Here is a 15,487-nt window from a genome sequence, read left to right as displayed (position 1 = left end):
GGCTCGCGAGGACTAGTCACGTGACGCCGCAGCGCCCGACCGTCCACACGAGGCTGCGAGCGGCTTGACCACAGGAACTAAATTGCCGCCGGCTCAGCAAGCGATCGGCTTGACTGCGATCCCGCCCCTCTCGAAACCGAGATGAACGCGTCAGCGAGCTTGACTCATTCCAGCCTTCCCGCAATCGGTGAAGGCGTTGGCGTCGAACGCGCTGCCCTGTCCCTCCGGCGGTTGCTTCATGGCTAGCGGCACAGGCAATCACAAGGAGCTGCCATGACGTCGTTCCGTCCCGTCATCGCGTTGTCCAGGGGCCTGGAAGTCCTGCGGGTGATCAACCAGGAACGGCAGTCGACCGTCGGCTCGCTGCACAAAGCGACGGGGCTGAACAAGTCAACGATCGTCCGCATGCTCGAGACGCTGGAGCACGAAGGCTATGTGGTACGCCGTACCGAGCCGGCCAGCTACGCGCCGACGGGACGCGCGCTGCTGCTCAGCGCGGGCTATGACGAGCCGACCTGGATTGGCGGCATCGCCGAACCCATCCTCAACAAATTCCGCAAGCAGATCCACTGGCCGTCAGACATTGCCGTGCTCGATCAGGAATCCATGGTCATCGCCCACACGACGCGCGTGGATGGATCGCTGCTGTTCAGCCGTCCGCCGGGATTTCGCTTTCCCGTTCTCGGCACCTCGATGGGGCGCGCCTATCTCGCCTTTTGTGAGCCCGCCGAGCAGGAGCGCATTGCCGCGCGGCTTGCCCTCGGTCCCGAGCCCTGGAACGATCTGGCGCGCAACCCCGGCAGGCTCGCCAAAGTGCTGCGCGCGATCCGCGGCGCCGGCTTCGCGGTGATGGACGACAGCTACAGCCGCAGTATCTTCGGCGGCGCAGTCTGGGCGATTGGCGTACCCGTGATTTTGCGGAATCGGCTGTTCGGCAGCATGAACGTGATGATGCTGCGCGAGGCGGTCGGTCTGGAGGACGGCGTGCGGCGCTTCGTACCTCCGATGAAGAAAGTCGCTTCCGCACTTGCCGAGGCGCTCGGCGCCAAGCTTGCTGCGCCGGGCTCTCCTGAAGGTCGGCGATGATCATTTCACACAGTGAAACGATATTTTGATTTCTTGACCCTCCACCTCGCCCGTGTGACACCTCGTTACGGTGGCTACCGGCTGCCCAATGATACAGGGAAAAGGGGGGAGGCCGAAGTGCGGACATCCGCGAGAGTTTGGGCTGCCGCGATTGCATGCCTCACGATGGCCGCTTCTGAAACGGCTTGGGCCGAAGCCTGGCCGACCCGGGCAATCAGGATCGTCGTCTCCACACCGGCAGGCGGCATCACCGATGCCTTCGCCCGCGCCTATGGCGACTATATCTCGCAGAAGCTTGGCCAGCCGGTCATTGTCGAAAACAAAACCGGAGCCAGCGGTGCGCTGGCGGCACAGTCGGTGAAGGACTCTCCGGCGGACGGTTACACGCTGATGTACACGATCTCGTCCACCTTGCTCGGTAACCGGCTGCTGCTGAAATCGCTGGCCTATGATCCGGACAAGGATTTCACGATCGTCGCGGTGACGCCTTCGGGGCATCTGCCGTTGGTGGTCCATTCCGCCACAAACGCAAAGACGATCGAAGAGTTCGTCGCGTACGCCCGTGGCAACAAGGTCACGGCCGGCTCGTACGGGATCGGCTCGTTCGCGCACATTGCGATCGCCGAGCTCAACCGACAATTCGGTCTCGACATTTCCATCGTGCATTACCGCGGCGAAGCGCCGATGTGGCAGGATTTGGCCGCCGGGGTGATCCAGGCGGCGGTCGGCAGCTATCAGGCCGCGCTTCCGGTGCTCGATACCGGCGTCGGCCGCCCGATTGCGGTGCCGACACCGGTGCGCATGAAGAAGCTGCCCGAGACCAGGACGTTTACCGAACAAGGGGTCACCGGCAATGTCTTCCAGCTCACCAGCTTTACCGCGCTGGTGGCGCCTGCTGCGATGCCGGCAGACCGGATCGACATGCTCGCCAAGCTGATGGTCGAAGGCGGCAAGACGGAGCGCGTGCAGAAGCTGCTCGATGCCTTCGGCGTCGACCAGCCGGCAATGGACCGCGCATCCTCGATTGCGCTCTACGAAAAGGAAGGGCCGGTCTGGCTCGGCTCGATCAAGACTCTCGGATTGGAGCCGCAATAGCCGCGGCCGCGCCCAACCGGGCGCGGACGCCTCGTTGCGCTCACGCCCCGAGCACGTCCGCGAGCCGCAACTCGTCGGCGGCGGGATCCTTCAGGAACAGCTCGGCCTCGATCTCGTTCAGATGCGACAACATCTGCGCGCGCGCGGCCTCCCTGTCGCATTTGCGGATCGCGGCGACGATGCCGGCGTGATGATTGGTGCCGCAGGCCGGCGTGTCGTGCCGGCGGTAGAGCAGGATGATGAGCGAGGAGCGCGCGATCAGCTCCTTGAGAAAACCGAGATAGATGCTGTGGCCACTCATCTCGGCGACGAGTCGATGGAAGTCGCCGGAGAGGCGGACCGAAGCACGCGCGTCGCCACGCAGCTCCGCCTCGCGTTCCTCGGCAAGATGCCGCTGGAGACGCCCGATCCAGGCCGGCGACACCGCGTCAACGGCGTGATCGACGATCGTCGGCTCGATCAGGCGGCGCGCCTCGAATACTTCTCGGGCGTCCGCAGGCGTCGGCCGCGCGACGAAGGCGCCGCGGTTCTTCTCGATGTTGACGATGCCTTCATGCGCGAGCTGTTGAAGCGCGGTGCGCACCAGCGTTCGGCTTGCGCCGTAGATCTCGCCGATCTCGTCCTCGCCGAGTTTCGTGCCGGGCAGCAGGCGATGTTCGAGGATCGCCGCAGTCACGCCTTCCCGGATGCGGCTGACGCGATCGCTCGCATCTGGCGCGTCGGATTTGGGTCGGGACTTGGCAGCCATGAATGTGAGGGCTCGATCGTCGAAGATGGCGTCGAATCCTAATCGACCAGCTGTATCCAATCACAGGCGAAACTTTATACAATCCGCGCCTGTTTTGTGTGCACGCAACTGCGAAGGCCACGAGCCGCCCACGCACATGAGATTCGATCTAACGATCTGACTCCGCTGCACTGTTTTGGAATTCGGCCGGCCGAGAACGATTCAAGCGCGATTGGCATGGACCTTGCGGAGAGAGGCGCAGCATCGCCCTCGCCCCGGACACGCCATGGCCACTCCCGCCGCCCTCGAACTGGTCGCCGTCAGCAAGCGCTACGACACGACGCTGGCGGTCGACACCGTCAATTTGAAGATCCCGGCCGGCACCTATTGCTGCCTGCTCGGCCCCTCCGGCTGCGGCAAGACCTCGACCTTGCGCATGATCGCCGGCCACGAGGCCGTCAGCGAGGGCGACATCATCCTGGGTCCGCAGAACGTCACCGATCTCGAACCCGCCAAGCGCGGCACGGCGATGATGTTCCAGTCCTACGCGCTGTTCCCGCACCTCACCGTGATCGACAACGTGGCGTTTGCCCTGAAAATGCGCGGCATCGACCGGGCGACGCGGCACAAGCGCGCCGGCGAGTTGCTCGAGCTGGTGGCGATGACGCCCTACGCGGCCCGGCTTCCCGCACAGCTCTCCGGCGGCCAGCAGCAGCGCGTCGCGCTCGCCCGCGCGCTGATCACCGAGCCGCAGATCCTGTTACTCGACGAGCCGCTCTCGGCACTCGATCCGTTCCTGCGGGTGAAGATGCGGGGCGAATTGAAGCGGCTGCAGCGCGAACTCGGCATCAGCTTCGTTCAGGTCACGCACGGCCAGGAAGAGGCGATGGCGCTCGCCGACCACATCGTGGTGATGAACCAGGGCAGGATCGAACAGCAGGGAAGTGCCCGCGATATCTTCCATCATCCCCGCACCGAATTCGTGGCGCGCTTCATTGGCGGTCACAACGTCCTCAGCGACGCAGGCAAACTCATCGCCGTGCGCGCCGATCAGCTCGGCATCGTGCCGATCGCCGACGGCGCGGTCGGCGCGCCGGCGCTGCTGACCCAGACCGAGTACCAGGGCTCCTACATCGCCGTCTCGCTCACGCTCGAAGACGGGACCGCCCTGTTCTCCCACCTTCCCGAGGCCGCCTTCGACGTCCACCAGTTCCGGCCGGGCGATCGCGTGCTGGCCACCTGGGATCCCGCCAAGGCGCAACGTCTGCAATAGCGCCGATCAATCACCGGAATGCGCAACAGAGGAGTGACCGATATGACCGAAACGACCAGGAAGAAGGGCCTTAGCCGCCGCACGCTACTCAAGAGCACCGCAGGTCTCGCCGGACTTGCCGCCGGCTCCGGCGCCATCACCGGCTTTCCCTATGTCATGTCGGCCGAGCCGAAGGTGCTGCGCTATCTCGGCACCGCCGTGAACGAGGGCGACGACATCTCCAAGCAGTGCCTGAAGGACACCGGCATCAAGATCGAATACATCACCGCGACCACCGACGACGTCACCAAGCGCGTGATGACCCAGCCGAACTCCTTCGACGTGCTGGACACCGAATATTTCTCGCTGAAGAAGATCGTCCCGTCAGGCAACATCCTTGCCCTCGACGCCAGGAAGATCAAGGAATTCGACAACATCACGCCTGTCTTCACCAAGGGCCAGACGCCTGGCGGCAAGAAGATCGGCAGCCAGGGCACTGCGCCCTGGAAGGTGCTCTATCTCGAAGGCAAGGACTCCAAGAAGTTCGCGACGTCGGCGACCGAATTCGTCACTCTGATCCCGACCGTCTACAACGCCGACACGCTCGGCATTCGTCCCGACATCATCAAGCGTCCGATCAGCTCATGGTCCGAGCTGCTCAATCCCGAATTCAAGGGCAAGGCCTCGATCCTCAACATCCCCTCGATCGGCATCATGGATGCCGCAATGGTCGTGGAAGCCTCCGGCAAGTACAAATATGCCGACAAGGGCAACATGACCAAGGAAGAGATCGATCTCACCATGAAGGTGATGACCGAGGCCAAGAAGGCCGGTCAGTTCCGCGCCTTCTGGAAAGACTTCAACGAGAGCGTCAACCTGATGGCCTCGGGCGAGACCGTCATCCAGTCGATGTGGTCGCCGGCGGTGACGAAGGTCCGCTCAATGGGGATTGCCTGCACCTTTCAGCCGCTCAAGGAAGGCTATCGCTCCTGGGCCTCGGGCTTCTGCGTCTCCAAGGGCGTCTCGGGTGCGAAGCTCGAGTGGGCCTACGAGTTCGTCAACTGGTTCCTGTCCGGCTATGCCGGCGCCTATCTCAACCGCCAGGGTTACTACTCGGCCGTGCTCTCCACCGCGAAGGCGCATATGGAGCCTTACGAGTGGGCCTACTGGATGGAAGGCAAGGCGGCCGAGAAGGACATCAAGGCGCCCGACGGCTCGCTGCTCGAAAAGGCGGGCGCCGTGCGCGACGGCGGCTCCTACGAGGACCGCATGGGCGGCGTCGCCTGCTGGAACGCCGTGATGGATGAGAACGACTACATGGTCCGCAAGTGGAACGAGTTTATCGCAGCATAATGTGATGGACACGTCGGAGGACATCCTGCAACAGGCATCCCCGGATCTGGTCCGGGGATCGGAGACGGCGCGCCGCAGCAAAGCGGCGCGGCTGTCACCCTCCTTCATTTCCTGGCTCCAGGCCGGGCCGATGATGCTGGTGTTCCTCGCCTTCTTCCTGATCCCGCTCGTCTTCGTCGTTATCGTCTCGTTTTGGGACTACAACGAATACCAGTTGCTGCCGGCCTTCTCGGGCCGCGGCTACACCGACACGTTCGAGGGCTGCATCGCGCAGCTCCCCGATCTCTGCACCATCGCCAAGACCTATCTGAAGACGCTGAAGCTCTGTTTCCTCGTCTGGGTCATCACACTCTTCATCGGCTTCTGGGTCGCCTACTTCCTCGCCTTCCACGTCAAGTCCAAGACATGGCAGATGGGACTGTCGCTGCTCTGCACGATCCCGTTCTGGACCTCCAACGTGATCCGCATGATCGCCTGGATTCCGCTGCTCGGGCGCAATGGCCTGGTCAACTCAGGCTTGGTGAAGACGGGGCTGATCAACCATCCCGTTGAGTGGCTACTGTTCTCCGAATTCTCCGTGGTGCTGGCGCTGGTTCACCTCTTCACCTTCTTCATGGTGGTGCCGATCTTCAACTCGATGGTGCGCATCGACAAATCGCTGATCGAGGCCGCCTATGACGCCGGGGCGACCGGCTTCCAGACGCTGGTCAACGTCATCATCCCGCTCGCCAAGCCCGGTATCGTGATCGGCTCGATCTTCGTCATCACCATAGTGATGGGCGACTTCATCACCATCGGCGTGATGGGCGGGCAGCAGATCGCGGCCGCCGGCAAGATCATCGAGACGCGGGTGAATGCGCTGCAATTCCCGGCAGCAGCGGCCAACGCCGTGATCCTGCTCGTCATCACCTTCCTGATCATCACCATGATGTCGCGCATCGTCGACATCAAGAAGGAGCTCTAGAGCATGAAGGAAGGACGCCCGCGCTCTTTCTACGTGCTCGCGATCTTCTTCGCGGCCTACACGCTGTTCCTCTACGGCCCGATGATTGCGATCTACGTGCTGTCGTTCCAGGGGCCGCAGGGCGGCCTCACCTTCCCGATGAACGGTGTATCGACTTTCTGGATCGCAAAACTGTTCCAGGGCACCGGCATCGTCGATCTCGGTGCGGCCTTTCGTCGTTCGCTGCTGCTTGGCATTATCGTGATGATCGTCACCGTCGTGCTGTCGGTCGCCGCCGGCATGGCGTTTCGCCGCAAGTTCAAAGCGCAAAGCATCCTGTTCTACTCGGCGATCGCGAGCCTCATCGTGCCCTCGATCATCACCTCGCTCGGCATCTCGCTTGAATTCCGCATCATCGACGATCTGATCAAGGGCACCATCAACGAGAATTTCGAGACCTCGATGGGCCTGCTCACCTCGGGCCTGGGTGCACATCTGACCTGGACGCTGCCGTTCGGGCTGCTCATCATGTTCGCGATCTTCAACCGGTTCGATCCCAGGCTCGAGGAAGCCGCGCGCGATCTCGGCGCAACGCCATGGCAGGCCTTCCGTCATGTCGTGCTGCCGATCATCCTGCCCCCCGTGATCGGCATTGGACTGTTCGGCTTCACGCTGTCCTGGGACGAACTCGCGCGTTCCAGCCAGGCGATCGGGGCGGTGAACACGCTGCCGCTCGATCTCCAGGGCCTCACCACCACCGTGACGAACCCGGACATCTATGCGCTCGGCACCGTGATCTCGGCCGTCTCGTTCACGGTGATCGCGCTTGCGCTCGGCACCATCCACATGCTCAACAAGCGGCAGGCGGCCAAAGGCTCGGACGCCGGCAAAGGGCTTGTCTGATCTGATGCGGCTTCACGTCGTCAATCCCAACACCACTGCGGCCATGACGCTGAAGATCGCCGCTGCGGCGGGAAGCGTCGCCATGCCCGACACCGTGATCGATGCGCGTCAGCCCACGATGGGCCCGGTCTCGATCGAGGGATTTTACGACGAGGCGTTCGCGGTGCCCGGCATGCTCGGCTGCATCCGCGAGGCCGACCGCGACGGCGCGGACGCGCACATCATTGCCTGCTTCGACGACACCGGCCTCGACGCCGCGCGCGCCGCGGCAAAGGCACCCGTGATCGGCATTGGCGAGGCCGGCTTCCACATGGCGAGCCTGATCGCCGCGCGCTTCGCCGTGGTGACGACGCTCGGTGTCTCCATCGTGCCGATCGAGCATAATTTGCGGAAATACGGCCTCGCCGAACGCTGCGCCCGCGTCCGCGCCGCCGAGGTGCCGGTGCTCGCGCTGGAGGAGCGCAACACCGATGCGCTCGCAAAAATCTCCACCGAAATCACAGTCGCGATCCGCGACGACCGCGCAGAGGCCGTGGTGCTCGGTTGCGCCGGCATGGCCGATCTCGCCAATGAACTCGCCGCCATGCACGGCCTGCCCGTGATCGACGGCGTCGCCGCCGCAGTGACTTTGGCGGAATCACTGGTGCGACTTGGCCTGAAGACCTCCCGACTCGGACCCTATGCGGCGCCCCGATCGAAGACCTATTCAGGTCCGTTTTCGCCGTTTCAGCCCTGATCTCTGCCTCTGACGGGCGCTCGGATGCCCTAAGGCATCCTGATTGCTGGTTTTTTTGCTCTTGGCCTCTTTTTGGTCCCATTCCTTGCTGAAACGTAACGCTTTCGGGACACCCGGCGGCCTCAGGGTTGCCGGTCTTCGCCACTCACCAAGTTTCAATTTGGGTTTTGTCAGCGATGATCGATCTCGCAGAGGACACACGGTCCCATCCCCTCCTTCGCCTTGGCGCCCAGCCCATCGCGCTGACCGCCGCCGCGCTCCTGCTGCTGATCGCCGGCGTGACCTCGATCGCGATCTGGCGCGCCTATACCGGCTCAGCCCCTGAGACCGACCGGGTGGTGGCGTCGCGGCAGCTTCAGGCTCGCACCGCACAAGCATCCGAGCAGCTGGTCGAGAAGACCAAGGGGCTGGAGGCAACCCAGCAGGAATCGATTGACCAGCTCCAGGTCGTGCAAGACCAGCTCCAGAGTGTGAAACGCTTGCTCGCATTCCAGCAGGCCGACACTAAGCGCCTGTCCGAGCAGGTCACGACACTCAACGAGTCCATCGACGGCCTGCGGCAATCCTTTGCCAGCGCCCGAGCAACCGAGGCGGAGGCTCCCTCGGTTACCCGCAGGAAACCTGCACGGCATCGTGTCCATGCCAGTGCACGGAAGGGCTCGCGCAGCTGAGCAGCCGGCGCTGCCTATATTTTTGGACTTGTGAACTGGATCACATTCACCCGTATGATTCCAAGCGATGCTCGCCGTTACCGGATGGCGTGAGCCGATTTCAATGTCCGGGGCTGGCAAGGTCGTTGACGGTATATTGCGTCAACGGCCTTGTTTTTTAACGGGCGCCGCCGCCTATTCGCAAACATCCACGGGGCGGATGCGCCAGCCCGACGGCGTCATGACGCGCTTGCGCACGACGTAGCAGCCGCCATAGCCGCCATCGTTGTAGCCGGTACCATAGTAATACGGATTGCCGTAATATGGTTGGCCGTAGCCGTAATAGCCGCCGTAATAACCCGCGCCGGCAATACCCGCCCCGATGGCGATCCCCGGCCAGAAGCCGCCGCCGCGCCAATGGCCGCCGTGACCCCAGCCCCCGCCGTGGCCCCAGCCGCCGCCCCCGTGGCCGAAACCGCCTCGCGCCTGGGCCGCCTGTGGGGCCGACAGCCCGATTGCCGCGACGGCCAGCGCCGCCATCATCATCCTGCGTAACATCACTCGATCCTCCGCGTGGACACGCTCCACGCTCAAAGCAGGACCAAGCTAGCGTCCGCTGGGCATTCGGGACAGCCACGCTGCCTCACTTCCGCGCGAGCATCAGCAGCCGCGGCAGATGCTCTTGAGCTTCTTGTCGAGGAGCCGGTTCTCGGCGTTGACGGCGGCATCAGTGCTCCCGCCTGCACCGGTCCCGGTGGTGGCGCCGGGTGCATTCGCACCGGACGATTGGGCGGTACCCAGACTGTTGGTGCCAGGCGCGGGAGCCGGAGAGTTGGCCACACCTCCGGCCGATCCCGCAGAGCCGCCGGTGGCTTGCGCGAACGATACGGCCGGCATCGCGGCAAGGGCGAAGATCACGATCACGGTCTTGATTGAATGGGTTGTGGGCAATCTGGCCATTGAATTCTCCTTCGCCGGTCAACCGCCGCAGCAATGACCGGTTCCGGAACAAATGCCGTCGCATCAGCTTGAAACCCGGGAAGGCTCCGGAAACAGAAAGGCGCAGTCACGATGAACGATCGCGATGCTTTTGCAGAAGGCGAACGCGCGGCGCGTCAAAACATTCCGGCGGAAGCCAATCCGTACCAAGACGGCAGCGACGAGCATGCCCTTTGGTCCGCGGGGCACGAGAAGGTCGCAACCGCAATAGAAGCGCGCGAGTCCGAAGGAAACTGAGCTCACCCGATCCGCTTGAGGCCTTTCGTGAAGCGCGGGCCGTTCGCGACGTAGAACTTCGCCGCGCTGCCCATCTTCTGCACCTGGGCGTCGTCGAGCGTGCGGATCACCCGCGCCGGCGAACCGATGATCAGGGACCGTTCGGGGAACTCCTTGCCCTCGGTGATGACGGAGCCGGCGCCAACGATGCTGTTGCGCCCGATCCTGGCGCCGTTCATCACGATGGAGCCCATGCCGACGAGTGCGCCCTCCTCGATGGTGCAGCCATGCAGGATGACGTTATGGCCGACCGTACAGTTCCTGCCGATGTGAAGCGGAAAACCGAGATCGGTGTGGCAGGTCGAGCCGTCCTGCACGTTGGACCCCTCGCCGATCTCGATCCACTCATTGTCGCCGCGCAGCACCGCGCCGAACCAGACGCTCGCGCCTGGCTTCAAGCGCACGCGGCCGATCACGGTGGCGGTCTCCGCGATGAAGTAGTTGCCGTCGGCGGGAAGATCGGGCGCCTGCCCGTCGAGCTCGTAGATCGCCATGAGGGTCTCCTGTCGCGTCAACCCCAGCCATAGCGAAACGGCAGCCTCGACGCAAAGGGCCGCCGCGCAGGCAGCCCTACAGCGCGCATCAGACCAGAACGCCGGCCGCGCGGAGCGTCATCAGGAAGAAGGTGCCGCTCATCATGCTCCAGAAGCCGGCGATGACGGTCGCCATCATCACGAATTCGACGCGGCGGCTCTCCAGCTGCCTGCCGCGCAAGGTGTTGCGCATGATGATGAAGGGCGCCGCGAACACCAGAAACGGAACCGCCGCGAAAGTCTTCGGCGCCACGCCGTCCTGCAACAGACCGAAGCCGGCGGGCCGCTGTGCGACCGTCTGGTATCCGCTCACGAGCGCCCCCGCGAGCGCGAAACCGATGCCTATCGAGAAGAATGTATTGAGAGCTTCAGGTGTCATCGGAACGGTCCGCCCTTACGCAACGCCAGAGCCTTCCTGTGACAAAGAGTGCCGGTTAACGCTACATTATCCTTAAGGGAAGGTTAACGCCGCCGGCCGTTCCACGCAGGCCCCTCTCCCTTCCCTGCAGCCGGTGAGCGCTCCGCGAAATCACCGCCGCGTGGCATATTCGCCGCTGATTCGTCGGCCATCGGCCGACTTCCGGCTCATTCGCGCGGCTCATGACACTGTTTTCGGCAATCTCCCCTCAGTCCCCCCGGACGCGCACCCGGGCCCACGTGGTCCCGATCGTACTCGGCGGCATTGCCGCGGTGTGTGCCGTCGCGCTCGTCGCCTATTTGTTGTGGCCGACCTGGGGCCCGAGCGGCGCGAGCGCCCCGGACAAGCTGCCGGTGAGCGTCGGCGGCACGCTGTTCAACCTGCCGACCACCGCGATCCGCATGAAGATCCAGCGCCACTCCGGGCCGCAGGAGCGGATCGACCTCGACTTCCTGTACCCTTCGCTGGAGCCGCCGGGCGCGCCGAAGCACGTCACCGCTGATAGTGTGGATGCGGCGATGCAGCCGATCGACCGCATCTTCCTGTCGATCGCCGCGCATCGCGATGCGCTCTCGCCCGAGCAGCGCACAGCCACGATCTATCCGCGCTATCTCGACCAGGCCGCGGCAGTGCCCCAGGACGGGCTGATGATGCGGATGTTCCGCGCCGACACGCCTTATGGCAGCGAGGATCTCTATTCTGCCGCAAGTCCCGCGCTGACCGCGCGGTGCACGCGCGATGGGGCGACGCCCGGCATGTGCCTCGCCGAACGACGCGTTGGCGGCGCCGACCTCACCTTCCGCTTTCCGCGAAGCTGGCTGTCGCAATGGCGCGATGCGGCGGAGGCGATGGACCGGCTCACCGCGCAGTTGCGCGGGCCGCGGATTTAACACTCGTGGTGAAGAACTATTCCTGGTCGACCAGATCGTCCTCGAGGATCGCCATCTGGAACTGGAACGAGCGATCATCGTCCTCGTCGTCGACGAAGAGCACGCCGATGAATTCCTCGCCGATATAGACCTCGGCGGAATCATCCTTCTTCGGCCGCGGCACGACGCGGATCTTGGGATTGCCGAATACGCGCTTCAGATACGCGTCGAGCTTCCTAACTTCCTTGACGTCCACAGCAAGTCTCCAATCGAAATCTGGGTTGCCGCGGGTTTTAGGACGAGACGCGACTAACCGCCAGCATGAATTGCCAAAGAATTTTGGGCGAAAGGGCGGAAAATCCCGCCCCTTCCGACAAGTTCGAAGTCCCGCCTCAAAGTCCGCCTCAGAGTCCCATGGCGTTGATCATCTGATCCATGGTGCGCGACGGCTCGGCGCAGCCGGCTTCGCCGACGACCTTGGCGGGCACGCCTGCGACCGTCACGTTGTGCGGCACCGGTTTGACCACGACCGAGCCCGCCGCGATGCGCGCGCAATGACCGATCTCGATATTGCCGAGGATCTTCGCGCCGGCGCCGATCAGGACGCCGTGACGGATTTTCGGGTGGCGGTCCTCGTTCTCCTTGCCGGTGCCGCCGAGCGTGACGCCATGCAGGATCGAGACGTCGTCCTCGATGAGCGCAGTCTCACCGCAGACGAAACCGGTGGCGTGGTCGAGGAAGATGCCGCGGCCGATGCGCGCGGCGGGATTGATGTCGGTCTGGAATACCGCAGACGCCCGGCTCTGCAGATAATACGCGAAATCCTTGCGGCCCTTCAGATAGAGCCAATGCGCGAGGCGGTGGGTCTGGATGGCGTGAAAGCCCTTGAAATAGAGCAAGGGATCAATGAAGCGCGAGGTCGCGGGGTCGCGGTCGTAGACGGCGACGAGATCGGCGCGGAACGCGTTGCCGAGATCTGGATCGTCGCGCAGCGCCTCGTCATAGGTCTGGCGCACGAGATCACCCGACAGCGCGGAGTGATCGAGCCGGTCGGCGACACGATGGATCACCGCATCTTCCAGGCGGCTGTGATGCAGCACCGTCGAATAGATGAAGGTCGCAAGCTCCGGCTCGCGATGGACGATGTCCTCCGCTTCGCCGCGGATCCGATCCCAGATCGGATCAAGCGTTGCGAGCTTTCCTCCCGGATTGACCTGATGCACTGCCATGAGATCTGCTCTTTCGAATTGGCTCGTTTCGTTGGTTCTATAACACAGTCTAGGCGACAAAGTCCTGACGGGCTTGCCTAAGAGTGAACAGTGCGTTGTCCCGCCAGGGCATGCCAATGCGTTGAATCACAACAGTTTCTTCCGACACCCCGGGCCGCGAGGTCGGCTCAAAATGGTCAGGGTTTTGCCAAATTCAAGCCGGGCGGCGTCAAACTATTGGTGAATTCCGCATCAACCGTTATTGCAGGCATGGTCCGAGTGAGGACGGAGCGGATTTGACCATCACCACCGATCATGCGCGCGCGGGCGCCGTGGGCTCACTTTGGCTGCGGCTCGCCGCGGTCGCCCTGCCGCTCCTGATGATCGCGCCGGCGTTCTGGAACGGCTATCCGCTGTTGCAATGGGATACCGGAGGCTATCTGGCGCGCTGGTACGAGGGCTATCTCGTCCCGAGCCGCTCCACCGTGTTCGGCATCTATCTGCACTATGGCGAGAATTCTGGTTTCTGGATCAACCTCGCGGTCCAGTCGCTGGCGACGCTGTGGCTGTTGCAGCTCACCTTGCGCGTGCTCTCGATGATGCAGACGTTCCGCTTCGTCGCGATCAGCCTGCTCCTGATCCTGTCGACCGCGCTGCCCTGGCTTGCGAGCATGTTGCTCACCGACATTTTTGCAGGCCTGTCGGTGCTGTCGCTATTCCTGCTGGTCATCGGTGGGCAGCGGACCTCGGTGCTCGAAAAAATCTCGCTGTTCGTCTTCACGGCCTTTGCCGCCGCGACCCACAGCGCCACGCTCGGCGTGCTGCTCGGTCTCTGCGTCGTCGGCTGGATGGCGCGGCCGTTGCTCGGGCGCCGGCTTCCGATCGCCGGATTGGCTCAAGCGAGCCTCACCGTCGTCGCCGGTGGCCTGATGCTGGTGTCGGCGAACCATGCCTTGTCGGGCAAATGGACATGGACGCCCGGCGGCACCGGCGTCGCCTTCGGCCGCATGATGCAGGACGGCATCGTTGCGCGCTATCTCAATGACCATTGCCCGCGCGAAAAACTCAAGCTGTGTCCCTATCGCGACCAATTGCCGGCGACCGCTGACGAATTTCTGTGGGGCAAGAGCATGTTCAACACGCTCGGCCGCTTCGAAGGCATGAACGACGAGATGGGCACCATCGTCGTGGGTTCGCTTGCCGACTATCCGGCTTGGCAGGCCGGCGCGGCGTTGCGGGCGATGGGCCAGCAATTGCTGCATGTAGCGACCGGCGAAGGCACCAATGGCTGGATCCCACACACCCGCGGCATCATCGAACGCTATATCCCCTCACAAGCCGCGCCGATGCGCGCCGCGCGCCAGCAGCATTGGGGTGTCAATTTCGACACCATCAACTGGCTGCACGTTCCCGTTGCACTGGCCTCGATGCTGGCCCTGGTCGTGCTGCTCGCGCATGCGCTCGCGAACCGCTGGCTTGACGACCTGACGCTGCTGGCGGCGACGGTGACTCTGGCGCTGCTCGGCAACGCCTTCATCTGCGCCGTCATCTCCGGCCCCCATGATCGCTACGGCGCGCGGATGGTGTGGGTTGCGACCTTCACAGTGCTGGTAGCGCTGTTTCGCTCGTTCGGCGACGAGGCGGCGGACGAGACCTCAGCCGCGGCGTGACAGGAAATCGAGCACGCCGGTCTTGTAGACCTTGTCGCCGACCGCCCGCATGTGATCGCGGTTCGGGATGTCGAGCACTTCCGAACCCGGGATGATGGCGCCGAGTGCGCTGGCCGAGCCCGCGACGTCGTCGCTGCTGCCGACCGCGATCAGCACGGGCACGTCGATGCGCGCGGCGTCGTCCTTCGTCATGAGATCGCGTGTGCCGCGCAGGCAGGCGGCCAGCGCCTTGCGGTCGGAACGGGTTTGGTCTGCAAAAGCACGAAACGTGCGTCCGACGGGATCGGTGACGTCGTCGAGCGAGGGCGCTTCCAGCGCCTTCGCCACGTTCTCGCCGGGCCCGGTGCCCTCGATCAGGCCGCCGATGCCGATGCCGCCGAGGATTGCCGAACGCAGGCGCTGCGGCTCCTTGAGGGAGAGCCAGGCGGTCATCCGTCCGCCCATCGAATAACCCATGAGATCGGCCTGCGGGATGGCGAGGTGATCCATCAGCGCGAGCACGTCGCCGGCCATGGTCGGGATCGAGTACTGCGCGGGCTCGTAGAGCTTGGCGCTTTCGCCATGGCCGCGATTGTCGAGCGCAATGACGCGGCGGCCGTTCTTGCGCAGCTCCGAGACCCAGGTCGGATAGACCCAGTTCACGTTCTTGCTGGAGGCAAAGCCGTGCACCAGGATGATCGGATCGCCCTCGCCTTCGTCGAGATAGGCAATTTCAACGGCGCCGTTGTGAAAGCTCGGCATCATCAGTTCCGCAAATCTTGAGGTGAAG

Annotated in this window: 19 protein-coding genes; 11 read left to right on the top strand and 8 right to left on the bottom strand. The window is 63.7% G+C overall.

The genetic code is table 11. The annotated features are described in order from the left end of the window. Positions 1 to 273 precede the first annotated feature (273 nt). Both ABIC03_RS12750 and ABIC03_RS12745 read left to right on the top strand, forming a co-directional pair. The gene (locus ABIC03_RS12750) at positions 274 to 1,086 is read left to right on the top strand and encodes a helix-turn-helix domain-containing protein (protein ID WP_354058479.1); all 813 of its coding nucleotides are present in this window, start codon (positions 274 to 276) and stop codon (positions 1,084 to 1,086) included. A gap of 165 nt (positions 1,087 to 1,251) precedes the next feature. Further along, the gene (locus ABIC03_RS12745) at positions 1,252 to 2,181 is read left to right on the top strand and encodes a Bug family tripartite tricarboxylate transporter substrate binding protein (RefSeq protein WP_275174676.1); all 930 of its coding nucleotides are present in this window, start codon (positions 1,252 to 1,254) and stop codon (positions 2,179 to 2,181) included. Positions 2,182 to 2,221: 40 nt separating this feature from the next. Here ABIC03_RS12745 and ABIC03_RS12740 read toward each other — a convergent pair whose 3' ends face one another. After that, positions 2,222 to 2,929 carry a GntR family transcriptional regulator gene (locus tag ABIC03_RS12740; protein ID WP_275174675.1) on the bottom strand — a complete coding sequence of 236 codons (708 nt, stop codon included), beginning with the start codon at positions 2,927 to 2,929 and terminating at the stop codon, positions 2,222 to 2,224. A 265-nt stretch (positions 2,930 to 3,194) separates the two neighbouring features. Here ABIC03_RS12740 and ABIC03_RS12735 point away from each other — a divergent pair, with 265 nt between their 5' ends. The 6 genes from ABIC03_RS12735 to ABIC03_RS12710 all read left to right on the top strand — a co-directional run bounded on the left by ABIC03_RS12735 (position 3,195) and on the right by ABIC03_RS12710 (position 8,766). Further along, positions 3,195 to 4,181 (top strand): ABC transporter ATP-binding protein, encoded by a 987-nt coding sequence (locus ABIC03_RS12735; protein ID WP_275174674.1) that lies wholly within the window; start codon positions 3,195 to 3,197, stop codon positions 4,179 to 4,181. 42 nt (positions 4,182 to 4,223) lie between these two features. Further along, positions 4,224 to 5,513 (top strand): ABC transporter substrate-binding protein, encoded by a 1,290-nt coding sequence (locus ABIC03_RS12730; protein WP_275174673.1) that lies wholly within the window; start codon positions 4,224 to 4,226, stop codon positions 5,511 to 5,513. A gap of 4 nt (positions 5,514 to 5,517) precedes the next feature. Beyond that, complete coding sequence (locus ABIC03_RS12725; protein ID WP_007602562.1) at positions 5,518 to 6,477, top strand: ABC transporter permease; 960 nt, start codon at positions 5,518 to 5,520, stop codon at positions 6,475 to 6,477. A 3-nt stretch (positions 6,478 to 6,480) separates the two neighbouring features. Then, positions 6,481 to 7,359 (top strand): ABC transporter permease, encoded by an 879-nt coding sequence (locus tag ABIC03_RS12720; protein ID WP_354058475.1) that lies wholly within the window; start codon positions 6,481 to 6,483, stop codon positions 7,357 to 7,359. 4 nt (positions 7,360 to 7,363) lie between these two features. After that, complete coding sequence (locus ABIC03_RS12715; RefSeq protein WP_354059633.1) at positions 7,364 to 8,095, top strand: aspartate/glutamate racemase family protein; 732 nt, start codon at positions 7,364 to 7,366, stop codon at positions 8,093 to 8,095. Positions 8,096 to 8,271: 176 nt separating this feature from the next. Continuing rightward, positions 8,272 to 8,766: a hypothetical protein gene (locus ABIC03_RS12710; protein WP_354058473.1), complete on the top strand. Its 495-nt coding sequence runs from the start codon at positions 8,272 to 8,274 to the stop codon at positions 8,764 to 8,766. A gap of 174 nt (positions 8,767 to 8,940) precedes the next feature. Here ABIC03_RS12710 and ABIC03_RS12705 read toward each other — a convergent pair whose 3' ends face one another. Both ABIC03_RS12705 and ABIC03_RS12700 read right to left on the bottom strand, forming a co-directional pair. Beyond that, complete coding sequence (locus tag ABIC03_RS12705) at positions 8,941 to 9,303, bottom strand: hypothetical protein (protein ID WP_354058471.1); 363 nt, start codon at positions 9,301 to 9,303, stop codon at positions 8,941 to 8,943. A 102-nt stretch (positions 9,304 to 9,405) separates the two neighbouring features. Beyond that, entirely contained in the window at positions 9,406 to 9,705 is a 300-nt protein-coding gene (locus ABIC03_RS12700) for a hypothetical protein (RefSeq protein ID WP_275170188.1), read from the bottom strand. A gap of 111 nt (positions 9,706 to 9,816) precedes the next feature. Between ABIC03_RS12700 and ABIC03_RS12695 the strand changes: the two genes are divergently transcribed. Continuing rightward, on the top strand, positions 9,817 to 9,981 hold the full coding sequence (locus tag ABIC03_RS12695; RefSeq protein ID WP_275170187.1) for a ribosome modulation factor: 165 nt from the start codon (positions 9,817 to 9,819) through the stop codon (positions 9,979 to 9,981). A gap of 2 nt (positions 9,982 to 9,983) precedes the next feature. Here ABIC03_RS12695 and ABIC03_RS12690 read toward each other — a convergent pair whose 3' ends face one another. After that, on the bottom strand, positions 9,984 to 10,514 hold the full coding sequence (locus ABIC03_RS12690; protein ID WP_275170186.1) for a gamma carbonic anhydrase family protein: 531 nt from the start codon (positions 10,512 to 10,514) through the stop codon (positions 9,984 to 9,986). An 88-nt stretch (positions 10,515 to 10,602) separates the two neighbouring features. Further along, on the bottom strand, positions 10,603 to 10,932 hold the full coding sequence (locus ABIC03_RS12685) for a DUF6949 family protein (protein WP_007611845.1): 330 nt from the start codon (positions 10,930 to 10,932) through the stop codon (positions 10,603 to 10,605). A gap of 221 nt (positions 10,933 to 11,153) precedes the next feature. On the opposite strand from ABIC03_RS12685, the gene ABIC03_RS12680 reads away from it, so the two are divergent. After that, on the top strand, positions 11,154 to 11,861 hold the full coding sequence (locus ABIC03_RS12680; RefSeq protein ID WP_354058468.1) for a hypothetical protein: 708 nt from the start codon (positions 11,154 to 11,156) through the stop codon (positions 11,859 to 11,861). Between the two features lie 16 nt (positions 11,862 to 11,877). Here the strand turns inward: ABIC03_RS12680 and ABIC03_RS12675 are convergent, their stop codons facing one another. Both ABIC03_RS12675 and cysE read right to left on the bottom strand, forming a co-directional pair. Beyond that, positions 11,878 to 12,096 (bottom strand): DUF3126 family protein, encoded by a 219-nt coding sequence (locus ABIC03_RS12675; RefSeq protein ID WP_007602550.1) that lies wholly within the window; start codon positions 12,094 to 12,096, stop codon positions 11,878 to 11,880. Between the two features lie 148 nt (positions 12,097 to 12,244). Next, positions 12,245 to 13,069: a serine O-acetyltransferase gene (gene cysE, locus ABIC03_RS12670; protein ID WP_007602549.1), complete on the bottom strand. Its 825-nt coding sequence runs from the start codon at positions 13,067 to 13,069 to the stop codon at positions 12,245 to 12,247. A gap of 275 nt (positions 13,070 to 13,344) precedes the next feature. On the opposite strand from cysE, the gene ABIC03_RS12665 reads away from it, so the two are divergent. Next, entirely contained in the window at positions 13,345 to 14,718 is a 1,374-nt protein-coding gene (locus ABIC03_RS12665) for a hypothetical protein (RefSeq protein WP_354058464.1), read from the top strand. Here ABIC03_RS12665 and ABIC03_RS12660 read toward each other — a convergent pair. Next, complete coding sequence (locus ABIC03_RS12660) at positions 14,704 to 15,459, bottom strand: alpha/beta fold hydrolase (protein WP_354058462.1); 756 nt, start codon at positions 15,457 to 15,459, stop codon at positions 14,704 to 14,706. The two genes, ABIC03_RS12665 and ABIC03_RS12660, sit on opposite strands and share 15 nt — an antisense overlap. Positions 15,460 to 15,487 lie beyond the last annotated feature (28 nt).

This window comes from Bradyrhizobium sp. RT6a, from assembly GCF_040547675.1.
In the GTDB taxonomy this organism is placed as follows: Bacteria; Pseudomonadota; Alphaproteobacteria; order Rhizobiales; family Xanthobacteraceae; genus Bradyrhizobium.
Note: the sequence above shows the minus strand (reverse complement) of the source record. Positions and strands in the feature narration are given on the sequence as shown.